Genomic DNA, 16,334 nt, shown 5'->3' with positions numbered 1-16,334 from the left:
ACATGTATAGATAACAAGACACTGCTAGATTGCCCTTGAGAGGGCTTTCACTATGAAAGTGATTGTCTAGTAAGATATCTAAAGTAATACAAAAAGTATGTTGTAGTATACATGTTAAGGGCAAAGTTCCCAAGGAGGTTTATCATGAGTATGTTCTGTTTCCAATGTGAACAAACAGCGCAACCAAATGGTTGTACAGTACAAGGTGTGTGTGGTAAAACAGCACCAGTTGCAAATTTACAAGACGAATTAACAGCGGCGTTGATCGGTTTAGCTCGTGCAATGCAAGCTACAGAAGTAACGTTAGAAAACGTACAATTGTTAAAACGTGGTTTATTCATGTGCGTAACAAACGTAAACTTCTCTGAAGATCGTGTACAAGAGTTCATCGATGTAATCAACAATGCGCATAACAAATTAGATGCGAACATTCCTAACTTTGATTGGGAAGAATTGTGGAAAGGTCATGAAGACATCGTTTCCTTACGTTCCACATTGTTATTAGGTATGCGTGGTATGGCTGCGTACGCATGGCATGCAGCAGTATTGGGCTACAATGATCCAGAAGTTGATGCTTGGTTTGTAAAAGGCCTTGTTGAAATGGCAAAAGACCACAGCGCAGAAGAATGGTTAGGCCTATTGATGGAATTCGGTGGCATCAACCTTGCTTGCATGGCGTTGTTAGACAAAGCAAACACAACTACATACGGTACTCCAGTTCCTACAACTGTACCTTTGACAGTAGAACCAGGTCCTTTCATCGTTGTAACAGGCCATGACTTACACGACCTAAAAATGTTATTGGAACAAACTGATGGCAAAGGCGTTAACATCTATACACATGGTGAAATGCTTCCATGTCATGCATACCCTGAATTGAAAAAACACCCTCAATTGAAAGGTAACTTCGGTACTGCATGGCAAAACCAACAAAAAGAATTTGATGGCGTTCCAGGTGCATTCTTGTTCACAACAAACTGCATTATGCCACCAAAACAAACATATATCAAAAATATCTTCACAACTGACATGGTTGGTTTCGATGGCTGCGGTCATGTGGAACACAATGAAGATGGCACAAAGGATTTCTCTGCAGTCATCGAACGCGCTATTGAATTAGGCGGCTACAAAGAGCCACAACAATTCACTGGTATCAACGGCGGTACAGAAGTAACAACTGGTTTCGGCCATGGTACAGTACTTGGCGTAGCTGATAAAGTAATTGATGCGGTGAAAGCTGGCGCTATCAAACATTTCTTCTTGGTAGGCGGTTGTGACGGTGCTAAAGTAGGCCGTAACTACTACACTGACTTCGTAAAACAAACTCCAGAAGATACAATGGTATTGACTCTTGCATGTGGTAAATATCGTTTCAACGACCTTAACATCGGTGAAATCGGTGGCTTGCCTCGTATCCTAGATATGGGTCAATGTAACGATGCGTACTCTGCAATCCAAGTAGCGGTAGCATTAGCAGGCGCTTTTGAATGTGACGTAAACGAATTACCATTGACATTAGTATTGTCTTGGTACGAACAAAAAGCGGTATGTATCCTATTAACATTATTGTCTTTAGGCATCCGCAACATCTACATCGGACCATCCTTGCCAAAATTCTTGTCCAACACAGTACTTGGCATCTTAGTTGAAAAATTCAACTTACATCCGATTACAACACCAGAAGAAGATTTGAAAGCGATCTTGGGATAAACCTCTCTTTCCCTCAATATCCTACGACCTTTCAATCTATCAATATAAGAACGCCCCTTGCATTGCATGGGGCGTCTCTTGTTTCGCTATGTAGCCTTGTGGCGGTGTTAACTAAATAAGATAAAAGAAAGACCGTAACATACTCTTTCTCAAACTGATCCTACGGTAGGTTTGTTCAGGAGCATATTGCGGTCTTTTGTGTTTGTGTGATTTAGATAGTAAAGGAACGCCACAAGGCTGCTACTCGTAATGGCGTTCCTCAGGGGATTGGAAGAGTACGACATATTCCTCCGCAAACTGATCCTGCGGTAGGTTTGTTCCGGAACATGTCGTGCTCTTCTTGTGTTAGTATGATTTAGGCAGTAAAGGAGCACCACAAAGGCTGCTACTCGTAACGGTGTTCCTCAGGGAGTATGCTTGTGGCGTTGTCAGTTGCAAACTTGCGCTTTGTTTAGTTTGCTGTTCGGGATGATATGAAAAGATTCAAAGAACCAGTCTCTCTTATGAGAGATCAGGTTCTTTTCTTTTTTACGAGAAGGGCTAATGTATGGTATGATATAAGGTACAGATAATACATAAGATATTCCTACATAGATAATAGGAGGTACCTACTTTGAGTAGTATTTTTGATATTATTGGACCGGTTATGATTGGTCCATCTAGTTCACATACAGCGGGGGCGGCGCGCCTGGGAAAGATGGCTTTGTCTATTTTTCGTGAGCGCCCTGACAGTGTGACTATGACATTATATGGTTCTTTTGCGAAAACGTATCAAGGACATGGTACGAATCGTGCCTTAGTGGCTGGACTACTAGGCATGGATGCAGATGATGCGCGTATCCGCGAGTCGTTGGAAATTGCGGCGCAAGAGAACTTTCAATATACTTTTATCGAATCTGAAGTCGATGCAGGTCATCCCAATACGGTACGGTTTAACATGTACGGTAAAGATGGCAAGCATATGTCTGTCACGGGATCTTCTCTTGGCGGTGGTCGAGTGGCGGTCACCAATATTGATGGTATCGATGTAGACATTACCGGGGAGGAGCATCAAATTATTGCGTTCCATACGGATCAACCGGGAGTGATTGCTGGGGTGACGCATATTCTAGGTCTTGAAAGCGTCAATATTTCTAGCATGCGTGTATTCCGAAAACGGAAAGGCTCAGAAGCAGTGATGCTTATTTCTACAGATTCCGATGTAGATGAGAGGGCGTTACAACAAATCAAGGAAGTGCCGGGCATTTCCTCTGTTATGTATTTTGAGCCATTGGAATAGAGGAGATTATGAGTTATTTATACGATACAATTGAAGATATTGCGCGCCTCGCAGATCGTGAAAACATATCCTTTTCCGAAGTGGTGTTGCGCGCAGAAATGGAAGGCACTGGCTCTACACGAGATGAAGTGGTGAAAGAAATTCTCTATCGGGTTCAAATTTTTAAAGAATCTGTTCGAGATGGTTTACAAGATGAACGAAAAAGTAAGAGCGGCATGTCTGGTGGTCAAGCGAAGCAATTGCACGAACGGAAACCTATCTTTTTGAGTGATCTTACGTACCGCGCCTTGCGGTATGCTATTTCTGTAAACGAAGCCAATGCGAAGATGTTCCGCATTGTAGCCTGTCCTACAGCTGGTGCCTGTGGTATTTTACCAGGTGTCATGCAAGCAGTGGGTGAAGTATACAACTGTGATGATGAGGCCTATATCAACGGATTTCTAGCAGCGGCTGGGGTAGGTAATGTAGTCACAAACCAAGCTTGCGTAGCAGGTGCTGTGGGCGGTTGTCAAGCCGAAGTCGGCACGGCCGCAGCGATGGCAGCAGCTTGTGCTGTGGACATGATGGGTGGCACTACCGAAGAAATCATTACAGCTATGACGTTATGTATGAAAAATGTATTGGGATTAGTCTGTGATCCTGTAGCGGGGCTAGTAGAAGTACCTTGCGTGAAGCGGAATGGTATTTATGCAGTTCATGCATTGTCATCTGCAGAAATGGCGATGGCAGGACTACGCAGTCGTATTCCAGCAGATGAAGTCATCGGCGCTATGGATTCCATTGGACGAGCGTTACCAGAAGCATTGCGAGAAACTAGTGAAGGCGGGTTGGCAAGAACAAAAACAGGGATGGAGATTACGAATCGCTTAGCAAATCGAAAATAAGGTGGTATATATGGAGTGTAAGGCGTATAGGGATACTGAAGTCTATGAAGGGGCTATATTGGTGCTGCGTACATTGCAGCAAGCAGGGCACGAAGCTTATATAGTAGGTGGTGCTGTACGAGATATTCAGATGGGCCGTATTCCTCATGATTATGATATTGTTACCTCGGCCTTGCCAGAGAATACCATTCATACTTTGCGGGAAGCTGGATTCACCACTACGAATGTGGTGGGAGTTTCCTTTGGTGTCGTAGTGGTACGTTGGAAAGAGTATGAATATGAGGTGGCATCCTATCGCAATGAACAGTATGGTGAAGATAGCCATCGCCCTGTGTCTGTTGACTTTCCATCTACTTTTTTAGTGGATGTACAGCGACGAGATTTTACTATCAATGGTCTTGCTATGACAGTGGATGGTGACATTCGAGACGAAGTACAAGGGTTACAAGATATTCAGAAGGGTATATTGCGGACAATTGGAGCCAGTAAGAAACGATTCCAAGAGGATGCATTACGCATGTTTCGACTCTGCCGCTTTGTAGGGCAATTAGGATTCACTATAGATTCAGACACGTGGACTGGGGTGGCACCGAATTTGTATCGGGTGCAGGGCTTGTCCTTGGAACGAGTACGCACAGAGGTAGAAAAAATGCTGCTCAGTGACCATGTGGCATTAGCCCTAGATGCATTGGTAAGAAGCCATTTGCATGAACAATGTTGCCAACAGACCACAGGCGGAACATCACGACGCATTCCTATACTGCCAGAGCTAACGCACGTAGTCGACTTACCACAGGCGCCAGAATATCATGTTCATGATGCTTGGAATCATACGTTAGCTGTGGTCCAGCAAGTGCCACCGAACCTAGTGTTGCGATGGGCTGCCTTGCTCCATGATGTGGGGAAAGGTATGGACGGTGTTCGAGGCTTTCACAAGGGGCGTATCACGGATTATAACCACGATCATGTGGGGGCTACCATGGCGCGCCAAATTCTTGAACGGTTGGGGTATGGCAAAGATTTTGTGAACTTGGTGGTATGGCTAGTGGAACGGCATATGCGCTTTCATTTTTATGTGGCGAATGCCGGTGCCGATCTACGAAAATGGATTCATAAGGAAACTGGTGAAAGTCAATTCCGAGAAACGGCGGACTTGGTGCTGGCCATGGAATATTTAACAGCCCTGGGGGTCGCAGATGTAACCGGTAGTGGAACTAAAGATATAGGTCCTTCACAAGTCTATGGAGAGCGCATGGTACGGATAGCTAAATCTATGCCTGTCCATACGAAAGATTTACAATACCATCGTACCCTTCCTAAAACGGTAGCACCTTATACAAAGGAAGTAATGACTACCTTATTGGAACGTGTACAAAGAGGAGATCTTGACAATACGCCAGAAGCGTTACAAGAAGCAGGTATTGCCAAGTATCATCGATTGATGAAAAAGGAGCATAAAGAATGAATGTGCCAGCAGCACGAAAACGGTTGACCCTGACGTCTAGAAAGGGTTTGACTTGGACATTAATACTAGCTATCGGCTTATTATGCCGATATATAGATGTACAAATTATTCATAATATCACATATTCAAAACGATTTTCGAATCAGTTTATCACGGACCGAGTGTTACAATCTCCTCGTGGTACTATTTATGACCGCAATGGGAACCCACTAGCCTTGAGTGTCACTGTTAACTCTGTCAGTGCAGACCCAACGATGATGCGAGCGGCGAATGTGTCACCAGAAGAGGTAGCTGATGTGCTAGCTCCCTATGTGCGGATTTCGAAAGAAGAGATAATCAAGAAACTCAATGAAGATACGGCTTTTGTGTGGATTGATCGATTATTGGATGTACCCAACTCCAATGGAGTAGAAGCGGCTGTGAAAGCAGCTAAGTATGACTTTATTGGATTACATAAGGAGAGTCGTCGCTATTATCCGAACGATACATTATTAGCGCAAGTACTTGGTTTTGTGGGATTTAATGAAGAAGGACAGGCGGATGCAGAAGGGAAAGCTGGATTAGAAGCGGCCTTAGATGATGTGATTCGCAGTAATGAAACAAAAGTGAGTATCTACAATGATGCGGCAGGACATCCTGTATTTGAATCGGTACAATCTCAATTCTTGCCTAATCAAGAAAAATCGGTGAACCTAACCATTGATACAACGGTGCAGTTCATTGCAGAGCAAGCCTTAGATAAGGCTATGGCAGAAACAAAAGCTAGCAGTGCGGCCATGATTATTATGGACCCTAAAACAGGGGAAATTATTGCGATGGCAAATAAGAACAAGGGAATGTCCAAGGACATTAATAAGTTGAAGTTTGAAGACTATCGCAATAATGCAGTGGTTAGTATTTATGAACCAGGATCTACGTTCAAACCGATTATTGCCGCCTCCGCTCTGGCAGCTGGAAAGTGGCAACTAGATACAGTGTACAATGATACGGGCACCATTCTAATCGATGGGCATACGATAAAAAACTGGGACGGTAAAGGTAGTGGTAAAGTTCGCTTACTAGATATTCTAAAATATTCCATCAACACAGGTATGGTGTACTTGGGTACGACTACAGGTGGAGAGATTTTGACGGATTATGTAAAACGCTTTGGTTTTGGTAAAGCGACAGGGATTGAACTACCGGCTGAGGGGGATGGTATCCTTTTTGATCCGAAGACGATGAGTAAACTAGATACGGCGACTATGTCCATCGGACAAGGGATTGCGGTGACTCCGTTACAAATGGTACAAGCCTTTGGAGCACTGGCTAATGGCGGTAAAATGATGAAACCTCATATTATCAAATCCATTGTCAATCCAGATGGAACGATTTATAAAGAGGCACAAGATGTGGAGCAAGGTCAACCGATATCTGAAAGTATTGCCAAACAGATTACGGATATTTTAGAGAAAGAAGTCTCCGAAGGTGGTGGACATAAGGCGTATGTAGAAGGCTATCAATTTGCTGGTAAAACTGGTACGGCGCAAAAACTAGATGCTGAACATGGAGGCTATTTGAACGGTCGTTATATTGCGTCCTTTATTGGTTATGGACCGGTAGAAGATGCCCAATTTGTAGCATTAGTTGTGATTGATGATCCAGCAGGTACTTACTATGGTAGTCAAATTGCGGCTCCTGTATTCCAAGATGTGATGTCACAATTAGTGCGGTACTATAAGCTTTCGCCGACTCGTAGTAAACACGGTGATAAAGACAAGTCAAAAGCTGAAACTAAGGTATTGACGGTGCATCGTAATAAAGATGGCTCTGTCATTGTGCCAAACTTCGTGGGACATGCCTATGGGGAGGTCCGTGATTGGGTGCATGAAGCAGGATTAACGTTCAAGCCCAATGGCACGGGCTATGCCATTTCTCAAGATGAAGCCGTAGGCAGTACGGTAGAACAAGGAGAATCTATAACGGTTCATTTTAGTCGTTAATGTAGATAGAATGCTTACACATACTCTGATAGGTGTAACATACTAATGTAATAAAAATTCTGAATGTGAGGATATCATGATAGAATTATTAGGAAAACCAGTAGCACAGGCTCGTAAGACGGTGCTACAAGAGAAAATGCAAGTACTAGTCAATCAAGGCGTGACCATTACACTAGGTATTTTGTTAGTGGGTAACGATAGTGCTGCTAAGATGTATGCTACTTTTATGGAAAAGGTAGCAAAAGGAGCGAATTTCGATACTGAATTAGTGGAATTGCCGGAAACAGCTACCCAAGAAGAGGTAGAAGCGGTGATTCATAGATTCAATACAGATGAACGTATCTATGGTGTGTTACCGTTGATGCCAATGCCGAAACATATCGACAGTGAAGCGGTGATTGATGCCTTAGATCCAGCGAAGGATATTGATGGGCTTACCACCTATAATATTGGACTCGTGAGCTCTGGCAAAGGTGGGTATGTACCATGCACACCAAAAGCATGTATGGCGATCATCGACCATTATGGCATTGATCTAGCGGGTAAAAAAGTAGTCGTGCTAGGACGTAGCCAAGTGGTGGGAAAACCAGTGGCATTATTAGCTCTAGATCGAAATGCAACAGTGACGATTTGTCATTCTAGAACGCAAAACTTGGAAGCTGAATTAGCCCAAGCAGATGTGGTCATTGCGGCAGTAGGGAAAGCCCATATGGTCCTTGGCTCTGCTTTGAAACGAGGTTGCGTTGTTATCGATGTAGGCATTAATGACCTAGAAGGACAGACCGTAGGTGATGTAGATTTTGATTCTGCCAAAGAAGTGGCATCGGCTATCACACCTGTACCAGGTGGCGTTGGTTCTGTAACGACCACGATGATGTTAGAAGGATTATATGAGGCATATCATGCACGAAATGGCCATCGCTGAGGGAATTGTGGATGTGGCCTTGGACACGCTGAAAGCAAACCAAGGTAGTGTGATCCACGCGATTCAAGTACAGATTGGCGTTCTGTCTGGCGTGGAGCCGGATGCGTTGCATTTTTGCTTTGATGCAGTTACGCAGGGAACACCAGCAGAAGGAGCCACATTAGAGGTAGAGACCATACCTATGAAAGGTCGCTGTATGGATTGTGACCAAGAGTTTTCAATACAAGATTACCGCCATGTGTGCCCGCATTGCCATAGCTTTGCTGTGGAAGAATTACAAGGCAGGGAACTACGAGTGGCATCGATTGATATGGATTAGAGGAGTTCTATGGAAGTACAAGTAATGACAAATGTATTGGCAAAAAATGATGCCATTGCAGAAATACTACAACAACAATTTCGAGATAAACAAATTATGGTCATGAACTTACTGGGGTCTCCAGGGGCAGGTAAAACGTCTTTGTTGGAAGCTACCTTGCAAGAGTTATCCAAGGAGTATCGCATTGCTGTGATTGAAGGTGACCTGTTTACCGATAAAGATGCGGACCGTATCCATGCTACGGGAGTGCCAGTCATTCAAATTAACACGGTTGGTGGCTGCCATTTAGATGCTAACATGATTCGTGAAGCCATTGCTGAGCTAGATTTGGATGCCTTAGATGTCATTATCATTGAAAATGTAGGCAACTTAGTATGCCCAGCAGAATTTTTCATCGGTGAAGATATGAAGGTGACGGTCCTTTCCATTACAGAAGGTGAAGATAAGCCGCTGAAATATCCGTTGATATTTAAAGAATCTGCAGCGGTCTTATTGAATAAGGTAGACTTATTGCCATATGTGCCATTCAAAATGGATGAGGCCATCCGAGATATTAACTCTTTGCAACCAGGAGTGCCTATCTTCCAAGTGAGTTGCACACAAGAATCGGGACTTTCAGAATGGATACAATGGCTAAAAGCCAAGTTAGAGGAGCGAGTAAGAGATGAAGCATAAACTGACATATACCTTGAGCCTGATCGCGGCATTGGGGATGGCAGGGGTACAGGCGCAAGATGTAACTCCATCTACAAAGGCAGACATAGTAGTCGCAAAGGATGTCATTATGAAACATGGACTTCCTACGAAGGTTACAGCAGGATCTGTGACTTTTGATTTGACACTACTTCATGTGGAAGAAGAAGCAGCCATCCGTGCGTTTATGAAAGAAAAGAAAGCATCCTTTGTAGAGTCAGAGGAAGATAATTTAGAGAATGTAGGAACCACATTTACAGCAAAACGCGTGCTACCTATTGTTATCACAGATGAGTTTGTGCAAGCACTGCAACAAGAGGCGAATGCTCGTGTGGAAGCGAAGAAGCAAGAGTCTTGGACCTTCCCTGAAGTGGATACGCTAAAGCAGAAATTAGAAGGCATTCTAGGGAAAACCACAGATGCTAAGGTAGCTAATAAAGAGACTACTGAAAGAACAGAGAAGAAAGCATCTGTTACAGAAGATGGAGATGTGACATCTGTTGAAGATGAAGGCACAGATGCTTCTGATGTAACGATGGAGAAGAATGACAGATCGAAGTCAGACACTGATGCAGCTGCAAAGGACGAATCGAAGTCAGATAAGAAAAAGGATACAAAAGAGGATATAAAAGCTAAAGATGCTATGGCCTATACACCAGAATTATTATGGACAGATAAAGACACTATTTTCTTGCATAAGGATGTGCATGTAGGAGCTACCCGTGGGGAAGTACTCTTTGCTTGGGGCGCACCGAAGGCTATGTGGCGCAATACTAAAGATGGTTCTATGGTGTGGCTATATCAAGGGAGGTTTCCTTTTAAAAAAACTATAACAGAATCTGCAAAAAGTTCTATGCAAAAAGAGGAGTTTTCACGGTTAGTGAAGAACTCTTATAGTAGTGACTCTTTAGCAGGTTCTAACAGTTCTGTGGGCTATGTGTGGCTTTCTCTTGCAAAAGGAAAAGTGGCACATTTGGGAATGATTAAAGGCGAAGATTGGCCTCGCTTTGCGATACCAGCCACTACATTAGAAACGTTTATACCGAATGAAATGAAGGAAGCAGATTTTTCTTTGATGGGATATCGCTTAGGTACACCATTTACTAATGATCCGAATCGATCTTGGGAAGAAAAGGGAAAACTTTACGGCCAAGAATTTTTGGGGTATAAGGATGTAGTCGTCGCATATAACAAGGATCATGAAATCACTTTGGTCATGATCAACTCATCGCTTGGTACGACAAAACGCGGCATTTCACTTGGAGATTCTAAATACTTACTGCTCTATCTCTATGGAGTGCCAGATTTTGAAGAACCTGCTAATCATCATGATCCTAGTAAGGGAACAGTGTATGGATATCGCCACCCTCTATTAGCGAATACATACTTGTTGTTTACTGTGGATGATAAATTTATACGAGAGATATTATTGTCGACTCAAAAGAAAAGCGAACTTGTTTCGGCTATGAAATAAGTGGCGTTCTTTGCTTGATGTTGGGCAAAGGGAAGACCGCAACATACTCCTTCTCAAACTGATCCTACGGTAGGTTTGTTCAGGAGCATGTTGCGGTCTTCTTGTATTTGGTATATGTAAGCAATAAAGAACACCACTCTATTTCTACGCGTAACTGCGTCGCTTGGGGAGGGTGAGTTTCTAAAAGGTTATTTGACAAAATGTGATTTGAATAGTATTATTTGTCAGTGTTTCATATGTAATTAATAGGTAAATAGAATAGTAAGGGAGGCAAGTGGATGAATAGTAAGTCGATAGCAGCCATTGTGATGACTACTGTGCTGGCTACAGGGTATGGAATTGTGCAGGCAATAGGACAGGGTTCCTATGCTTCTGATGGGATACAGATTGGTAGTGACCATTCGGTCGGAGTAGGGGGTAGTATTCTGATTAGTGGAGATGATGCTGTAGTAGTGGGCACATCCCATGCAGAGGCGAATGATAAGGGCACATCCGTTGGAGGATATGCAGGGGCAAGTAGTTATGACGGGTCTACTAATCTTGGATATAATGCATTAGGTCGTGCTATCAATGCGATAGCACTGGGAAGATTGGCTGTATTACAGGGATATCAATCGATGGGTATTGGCTATAAGACACATACTTTCTTTGGTGTTGAAAATGGTATGGCCATTGGTGAATCGTCAAGGGCGCGTGAAACTAATTCTGTTGCACTAGGGTCTCAAACAGTAACTAACCGTGATGAGGGTGTAGTTGGATACGATCCTTTGAATATAGCTGTTATAAAAGATCCCGAGAAGGGTAATTTACAGCTACCTACTGCATTACAAGCGGAAATAGCAACTAAAGAAGCAGAATATAAAGTCTTGCAAGGAGAATATGAAACGATTCAAGGGGACATATATGAATTATCTGAAAAAAGAGCAAAATTAATAGGTGAATTAACACGGGGTGAAGTGACAGATCAAGAGGAATTAAATGCTATAAGGACTCAATCGAAAGAAAAATATGATTTATTAAAGAAAAAAGGTACAGAGCTAATCAATAAGAAAGCAGAAATCAATCGGATAGCGGGTACTTGGCGGTCTGGACAAGGCGCTATATCTATTGGTAATTCTGAAAAAGGGGATACAAGACAGCTCATAGGTCTAGCAGCTGGATCAGAAGATACTGATGGCATTAATGTGGCACAACTAAAATCGTTAGATTTGGCGGCTCATCGTGCATTGGATAGAACGATTGGACAGTTGCGGAATGAAGCGAGACAAGGAAATACGATGACGGCGGCTCTTGCTGCACTGAAACCAGTCGCGTATAAAGTCAATGAACCAACGCAAGTGTTGGCAGGTGTGGGGCAATATGCAGGTCATAGCGGTTATGCCTTAGGGGTGGCTCATTATAGGAACGAACGAATGATGGTGAATGCAGGGGCAGCACTTTCAGGAAACCAATTGGTGTATAATGCAGGAGCTACTTTGCGATTAGGCAAACAAAGAGCAGCTTTAATTATGGATAAAAATCATCTATCCATAGATACTTTATTTGAAGCATTACAGCACGAGCAAAGTAGAAACCAACGACAGAAACAAGTGCTACGAGAGTTGGAACTAGAAAATCAACAGTTGCACCAAGATGTAGAACAGCTAAAACGTATGGCAAAACAATAGATATATGGTGAAAGATAGGATGAAATGAGGTAAGTGATGAAAAGACATTGTATTATACCTTTAATAATGGCTAGTATTTTAGCAACAGGTTTAGGAGGTGTGCAGGCAATACATGAGGCTTCTTATGAAGCCGGTGGAGGTAATGCTTCTGGGGATTATTCTGTAGCGATAGGGGCGTCAGCGTCGAGTGTTGGAAATCATTCTGTGTCCATCGGCGCTGGAGCATCTTCTGCAGAAGAGTATGGCGTAGCGATCGGTAAAGATGCGAAAAGTGTTAAAGAAGGCGCTATCAGTATGGGGTATAAAGCAGAGGCTACCGGTACAAATGCAATGGCGTTGGGAAAAGAGGCTCAAGCCCATGGTGAAGACGGTTCTATTAGTATAGGCGTTGAAGCGATTACAGGGAATGGTGGCAGTGGTTCGGTAGCGATTGGTACCTCGGCTAAAACAGAGGCTGCGGATAGTGTGGCGCTAGGATCGTATACATTAGGGAACCGAAATAAAGGCGTTCTAGGATATGATCCGTCTAAAGAGTTTGTAGTAAAAGGTGCTAATGGGACATTACAGATAAGCACTGACAAACAAGGCACTACTAGCAATACTGCGGCCAGTACATGGCAATCTACAAGAGGTGCTGTATCCATTGGTAATTCGGAAACAGGAGATACAAGACAGTTGATAGGTCTAGCAGCGGGCTCTGAAGATACGGATGGTGTCAATGTAGCTCAATTAAAATCCTTGGAAACAGCTACATACAAAACGATTGATGCAGCGGCTAAAGGATTGCGTGGTGAAATTCATCAAGGGAATGCCATGACAGCAGCTTTGGCAGCCTTAAAACCTATTCGATATAAAGTAGATGAACCAACACAAGTTATGGTAGGTATAGGCAAACAGGAAGAGAAAATGGGCTATGCCTTAGGTGTGGCGCATTATACCAATGAAAGAACGATGTTTAATGCAGGGGCCGCTTTCTCAGATGGTCAAATGATCTATAACTTGGGTGCTACACTTCGCTTTGGTAAGGGTGGTAAAGCTGTTGGTGCATTTGGCGACAATGCATCTCTTTCTGTATTATCTGATGCGATACAAGCAGAACGACAACAAAATGATCGTCAAGAACAGGCTATTATTAATTTACAATCGGATAATCGACAACTACGGGCTGATATAGAGATGTTGAAACAACTTGTTTCGGCTAAGAAATAGGTGGCGTTCTTAACTGAATATTGGTCAAAGGGAAGAGCACGACATATTCCTCCGCAAACTGATACAGTGGTTAGGTTTGCTCCGGAATATGTCGTGCTCTTCTTATGTTTGCAAATGTGAGTAAAAAGAACGCCATCCTATTTTTATTCAAATGGCGTTCTACGGGGGAAGGTATGTTACGGTTTTCTTACATTTGTGTGATTTGGTCAGTAAGAGAAAGCAACAAGGCTACTACGCAAAATAGCGGTTACTATGAGGGTGTGCAAACTTTTCCCAAAAAAGTTAAAAAATTTTTTATAAAATACTTGCATTATAAATAGGGGTATGTTATTATATACAAGTAGTCAGGAACAGCACTGCAAGGCAGAAAAAGTTCTTGACAAACTACATAAAGACATGTATACTAATGCATGTGAATGTGCTGGCGTAGCTCAATCGGTAGAGCAGCTGACTTGTAATCAGCAGGTTGTGGGTTCAATTCCTATCGCCAGCTCCATTTTTTTGGAGGGATTCCCGAGCGGCCAAAGGGAGCAGACTGTAAATCTGCCGTCTTCGACTTCGAAGGTTCGAATCCTTCTCCCTCCACCATTTCATCGCGGGGTGGAGCAGTTGGTAGCTCGTCGGGCTCATAACCCGAAGGTCGCAGGTTCAAGTCCTGTCCCCGCAACCATGTTAATTCGTTAGTGATTGAATGTGCTGGTGTAGCTCAGTCGGCAGAGCGTATCCTTGGTAAGGATAAGGTCACCGGTTCAATCCCGGTCACTAGCTCCATATACTTGGCGGCATAGCTCAGTTGGCTAGAGCAATCGGTTCATACCCGGTGTGTCCGCGGTTCAAATCCGTGTGCCGCCACCAATAACCTCACTTTGGTGGGGATTTTTTTATGCCCAAAATTAGATATACATTGAAATTCATTGGTTGGCTTTGTATAATGAGAGTATAGAAAGGTGGTGGCTCTATGGCTAAAGCGATAGATGTAGCAAAATTTTTTATTGAAATAGTTGCTAATAATCCTAATGAAGATGCGATGACTAATTTACGATTAAATAAACTGTTGTACTTTGCTCAAGCTGGGAGCATTTCATCATTAGGTTATACTCTGATTGAAGAAGATTTTGAAGCCTGGGATCTAGGTCCAGTTGTTAAATCTGTCTATAAAACTTTTAAAGAATATGGAAGAAATGGGATTGTTAATCAATCGTTTGATAGACAAGCGTTGACCAAAGAAGAGCAATTATACTTGTTAGATGTTCTACGTAAATATAGCACAATGTCTACATCTTCTTTGGTGAATAAATCTCACGAAAAAGGGACACCGTGGTATGAGGTGTACTATTCTACTGGCGATAAAATTATTCCGAAATATCGAATTACAGAATATTATGAGCATATTGAAATTGTTGATAAATTTACATTGCCATTTACAGAGAAAGACTTCGTTGGGACAAGAGATGAATCTAACCATTTAGTGTTACCACAGGAGTGTGACTATGCCGAATAGTTGGGAAGTATGGTGGGCGATTGTAAAGTTTGAAAACTCAGAAGAATCAAAGATACGACCGGTTGTTGTATTAGAGAATCAAGAAGCCTTTATTATTTCATTGAAAGTCACTAGTCATAAGCCGAGGGATACATATCCTGGGGAATATGATTTAATGCGTTGGAGTGATGCAGGGTTAACCAAACCATCAACAGTTAGACTGAGTCAACCTTTGAAATTAATAATAACAGACTTTAAAAGCAAAATTGGTGATTTAGATGCGGTGGATATCTATGCGATTCAGCAATTGATTGCATATTATAAATGATAATATATCTATGCGAGAGGAGCGGTACATATGACATCATGGTTTAGTGATTTAAAGGCATTGATTTTAAATCCTATAGGGCGAGGGGCCGATCAAGTGGCACAATATGGAACGATTAAAAAAGGTTTGCTCACATTTTTTGGGTTAGAATTTTTATTTTGTATAGTATTAGGTTCCACTCTTACGTCATTAGTTGGATTTTTTATGCCTGCTTATTATCGTGAAATTGCTGCTTATGGGTCTTTGATTATTGTTGCAACAGCTGTACTTATATTTATTGCTGAAACAGTATCTATTTATCTAAATAGTGCTATATTCTATGGATTATATAAACTGACAAAATCTGTAGGGACTTGGAATGATGTGGTGAAAGGTTTCATTTATGGTAAAATTCTCTCCGATATATATATTGCCTTTTTAATCCCTATACTATTAATCCTGGGTAGCTGGATACTCCCTCATAGCACAGATTTCGTTTGGTTCCTTATTATTGTGGTAGTAGGAGTAGCACTTTGGATTGTATATGTCGATGTGCATATTATGAGTCGCATATTACAAAGTACGAAACTGAAAGTATTTGCTTTATATATAGGAGTAGCAATTGTAGGTGCATACATTCAATATATGTTGGGGCTCTTAACATAGTAGCAGATGGGTTAGTATAGTTTCTTATAAAGATAGGATAGACTTTCATAGAAATATCTAAAAAGTAGAATGAAAGCACCTGTAATTCCTATAAAATAAGTAAACTGTATTTGTATTTCTCTATCTAATCATATATAATAAAGGTAATTAGTTTTTTTGTATTGAAGGAGGCTATTTTAACAATGGCAAAAGCAAAGTTTGAACGTAATAAACCACACGTTAACATTGGTACTATCGGTCACGTTGACCATGGTAAAACTACTTTAACAGCAGC

At 42.2% G+C, this 16,334-nt stretch carries 15 protein-coding genes and 5 tRNA genes; all 20 read left to right on the top strand.

From position 1 onward, the window contains the following. Positions 1–144 precede the first annotated feature (144 nt). Positions 145–1,710 carry a hydroxylamine reductase gene (gene hcp / locus EO115_RS05140; protein WP_126937912.1) on the top strand — a complete coding sequence of 522 codons (1,566 nt, stop codon included), beginning with the start codon at positions 145–147 and terminating at the stop codon, positions 1,708–1,710. A 613-nt stretch (positions 1,711–2,323) separates the two neighbouring features. Continuing rightward, complete coding sequence (sdaAB, locus tag EO115_RS05135; RefSeq protein ID WP_126937911.1) at positions 2,324–2,989, top strand: L-serine ammonia-lyase, iron-sulfur-dependent subunit beta; 666 nt, start codon at positions 2,324–2,326, stop codon at positions 2,987–2,989. 8 nt (positions 2,990–2,997) lie between these two features. Next, positions 2,998–3,873, top strand: a complete 876-nt coding sequence (gene sdaAA, locus EO115_RS05130; RefSeq protein ID WP_126937910.1) for an L-serine ammonia-lyase, iron-sulfur-dependent, subunit alpha — start codon at positions 2,998–3,000, stop codon at positions 3,871–3,873. Between the two features lie 10 nt (positions 3,874–3,883). Further along, a complete protein-coding gene (locus EO115_RS05125; protein ID WP_126937909.1) occupies positions 3,884–5,338 on the top strand; it encodes a CCA tRNA nucleotidyltransferase in 1,455 nt (484 codons plus the stop codon). Next, positions 5,335–7,320 carry a penicillin-binding transpeptidase domain-containing protein gene (locus tag EO115_RS05120; protein WP_126937908.1) on the top strand — a complete coding sequence of 662 codons (1,986 nt, stop codon included), beginning with the start codon at positions 5,335–5,337 and terminating at the stop codon, positions 7,318–7,320. Before EO115_RS05125 ends, EO115_RS05120 begins: the two co-directional genes overlap by 4 nt. A gap of 76 nt (positions 7,321–7,396) precedes the next feature. After that, the gene (locus EO115_RS05115) at positions 7,397–8,245 is read left to right on the top strand and encodes a bifunctional 5,10-methylenetetrahydrofolate dehydrogenase/5,10-methenyltetrahydrofolate cyclohydrolase (RefSeq protein WP_126937907.1); all 849 of its coding nucleotides are present in this window, start codon (positions 7,397–7,399) and stop codon (positions 8,243–8,245) included. Then, positions 8,223–8,564, top strand: a complete 342-nt coding sequence (hypA, locus tag EO115_RS05110; RefSeq protein ID WP_009353487.1) for a hydrogenase maturation nickel metallochaperone HypA — start codon at positions 8,223–8,225, stop codon at positions 8,562–8,564. Before EO115_RS05115 ends, hypA begins: the two co-directional genes overlap by 23 nt. 9 nt (positions 8,565–8,573) lie before the next feature. Beyond that, the gene (gene hypB / locus EO115_RS05105) at positions 8,574–9,239 is read left to right on the top strand and encodes a hydrogenase nickel incorporation protein HypB (RefSeq protein ID WP_126937906.1); all 666 of its coding nucleotides are present in this window, start codon (positions 8,574–8,576) and stop codon (positions 9,237–9,239) included. Further along, positions 9,229–10,731, top strand: coding sequence for a hypothetical protein (locus tag EO115_RS05100; RefSeq protein WP_126937905.1), 1,503 nt, complete (start codon positions 9,229–9,231; stop codon positions 10,729–10,731). The genes hypB and EO115_RS05100 overlap by 11 nt, the downstream gene beginning before the upstream one ends. Before the next feature lie 278 nt (positions 10,732–11,009). After that, positions 11,010–12,398, top strand: coding sequence for a YadA-like family protein (locus tag EO115_RS05095; protein ID WP_126937904.1), 1,389 nt, complete (start codon positions 11,010–11,012; stop codon positions 12,396–12,398). A gap of 66 nt (positions 12,399–12,464) precedes the next feature. Continuing rightward, positions 12,465–13,607 carry a YadA-like family protein gene (locus tag EO115_RS08530; RefSeq protein ID WP_164724057.1) on the top strand — a complete coding sequence of 381 codons (1,143 nt, stop codon included), beginning with the start codon at positions 12,465–12,467 and terminating at the stop codon, positions 13,605–13,607. Positions 13,608–14,027: 420 nt separating this feature from the next. Further along, positions 14,028–14,103, top strand: a tRNA-Thr gene (locus EO115_RS05085). A 7-nt stretch (positions 14,104–14,110) separates the two neighbouring features. Beyond that, positions 14,111–14,195, top strand: a tRNA-Tyr gene (locus EO115_RS05080). Positions 14,196–14,201: 6 nt separating this feature from the next. Then, positions 14,202–14,277: transfer RNA gene (locus EO115_RS05075), tRNA-Met, on the top strand. Positions 14,278–14,302: 25 nt separating this feature from the next. Further along, positions 14,303–14,378: transfer RNA gene (locus EO115_RS05070), tRNA-Thr, on the top strand. A 7-nt stretch (positions 14,379–14,385) separates the two neighbouring features. Next, a tRNA-Met gene (locus EO115_RS05065) sits at positions 14,386–14,462 on the top strand. A 103-nt stretch (positions 14,463–14,565) separates the two neighbouring features. Next, positions 14,566–15,108 (top strand): Panacea domain-containing protein, encoded by a 543-nt coding sequence (locus EO115_RS05060; RefSeq protein ID WP_126937902.1) that lies wholly within the window; start codon positions 14,566–14,568, stop codon positions 15,106–15,108. Continuing rightward, positions 15,098–15,415 carry a type II toxin-antitoxin system PemK/MazF family toxin gene (locus EO115_RS05055; protein ID WP_126937901.1) on the top strand — a complete coding sequence of 106 codons (318 nt, stop codon included), beginning with the start codon at positions 15,098–15,100 and terminating at the stop codon, positions 15,413–15,415. Before EO115_RS05060 ends, EO115_RS05055 begins: the two co-directional genes overlap by 11 nt. 30 nt (positions 15,416–15,445) lie before the next feature. Next, a complete protein-coding gene (locus EO115_RS05050) occupies positions 15,446–16,060 on the top strand; it encodes a hypothetical protein (RefSeq protein WP_126937900.1) in 615 nt (204 codons plus the stop codon). A 182-nt stretch (positions 16,061–16,242) separates the two neighbouring features. Beyond that, on the top strand, positions 16,243–16,334 hold a 92-nt coding region (locus tag EO115_RS05045; protein ID WP_018590913.1), incomplete at its 3' end, for a GTP-binding protein.

The organism is Veillonella sp. CHU740, assembly GCF_003992055.1.
Lineage (GTDB): Bacteria > Bacillota > Negativicutes > Veillonellales > Veillonellaceae > F0422.
The sequence above is the reverse complement of the archived record's forward strand: the minus strand, read 5'-3'. Positions and strand labels throughout refer to the sequence as shown.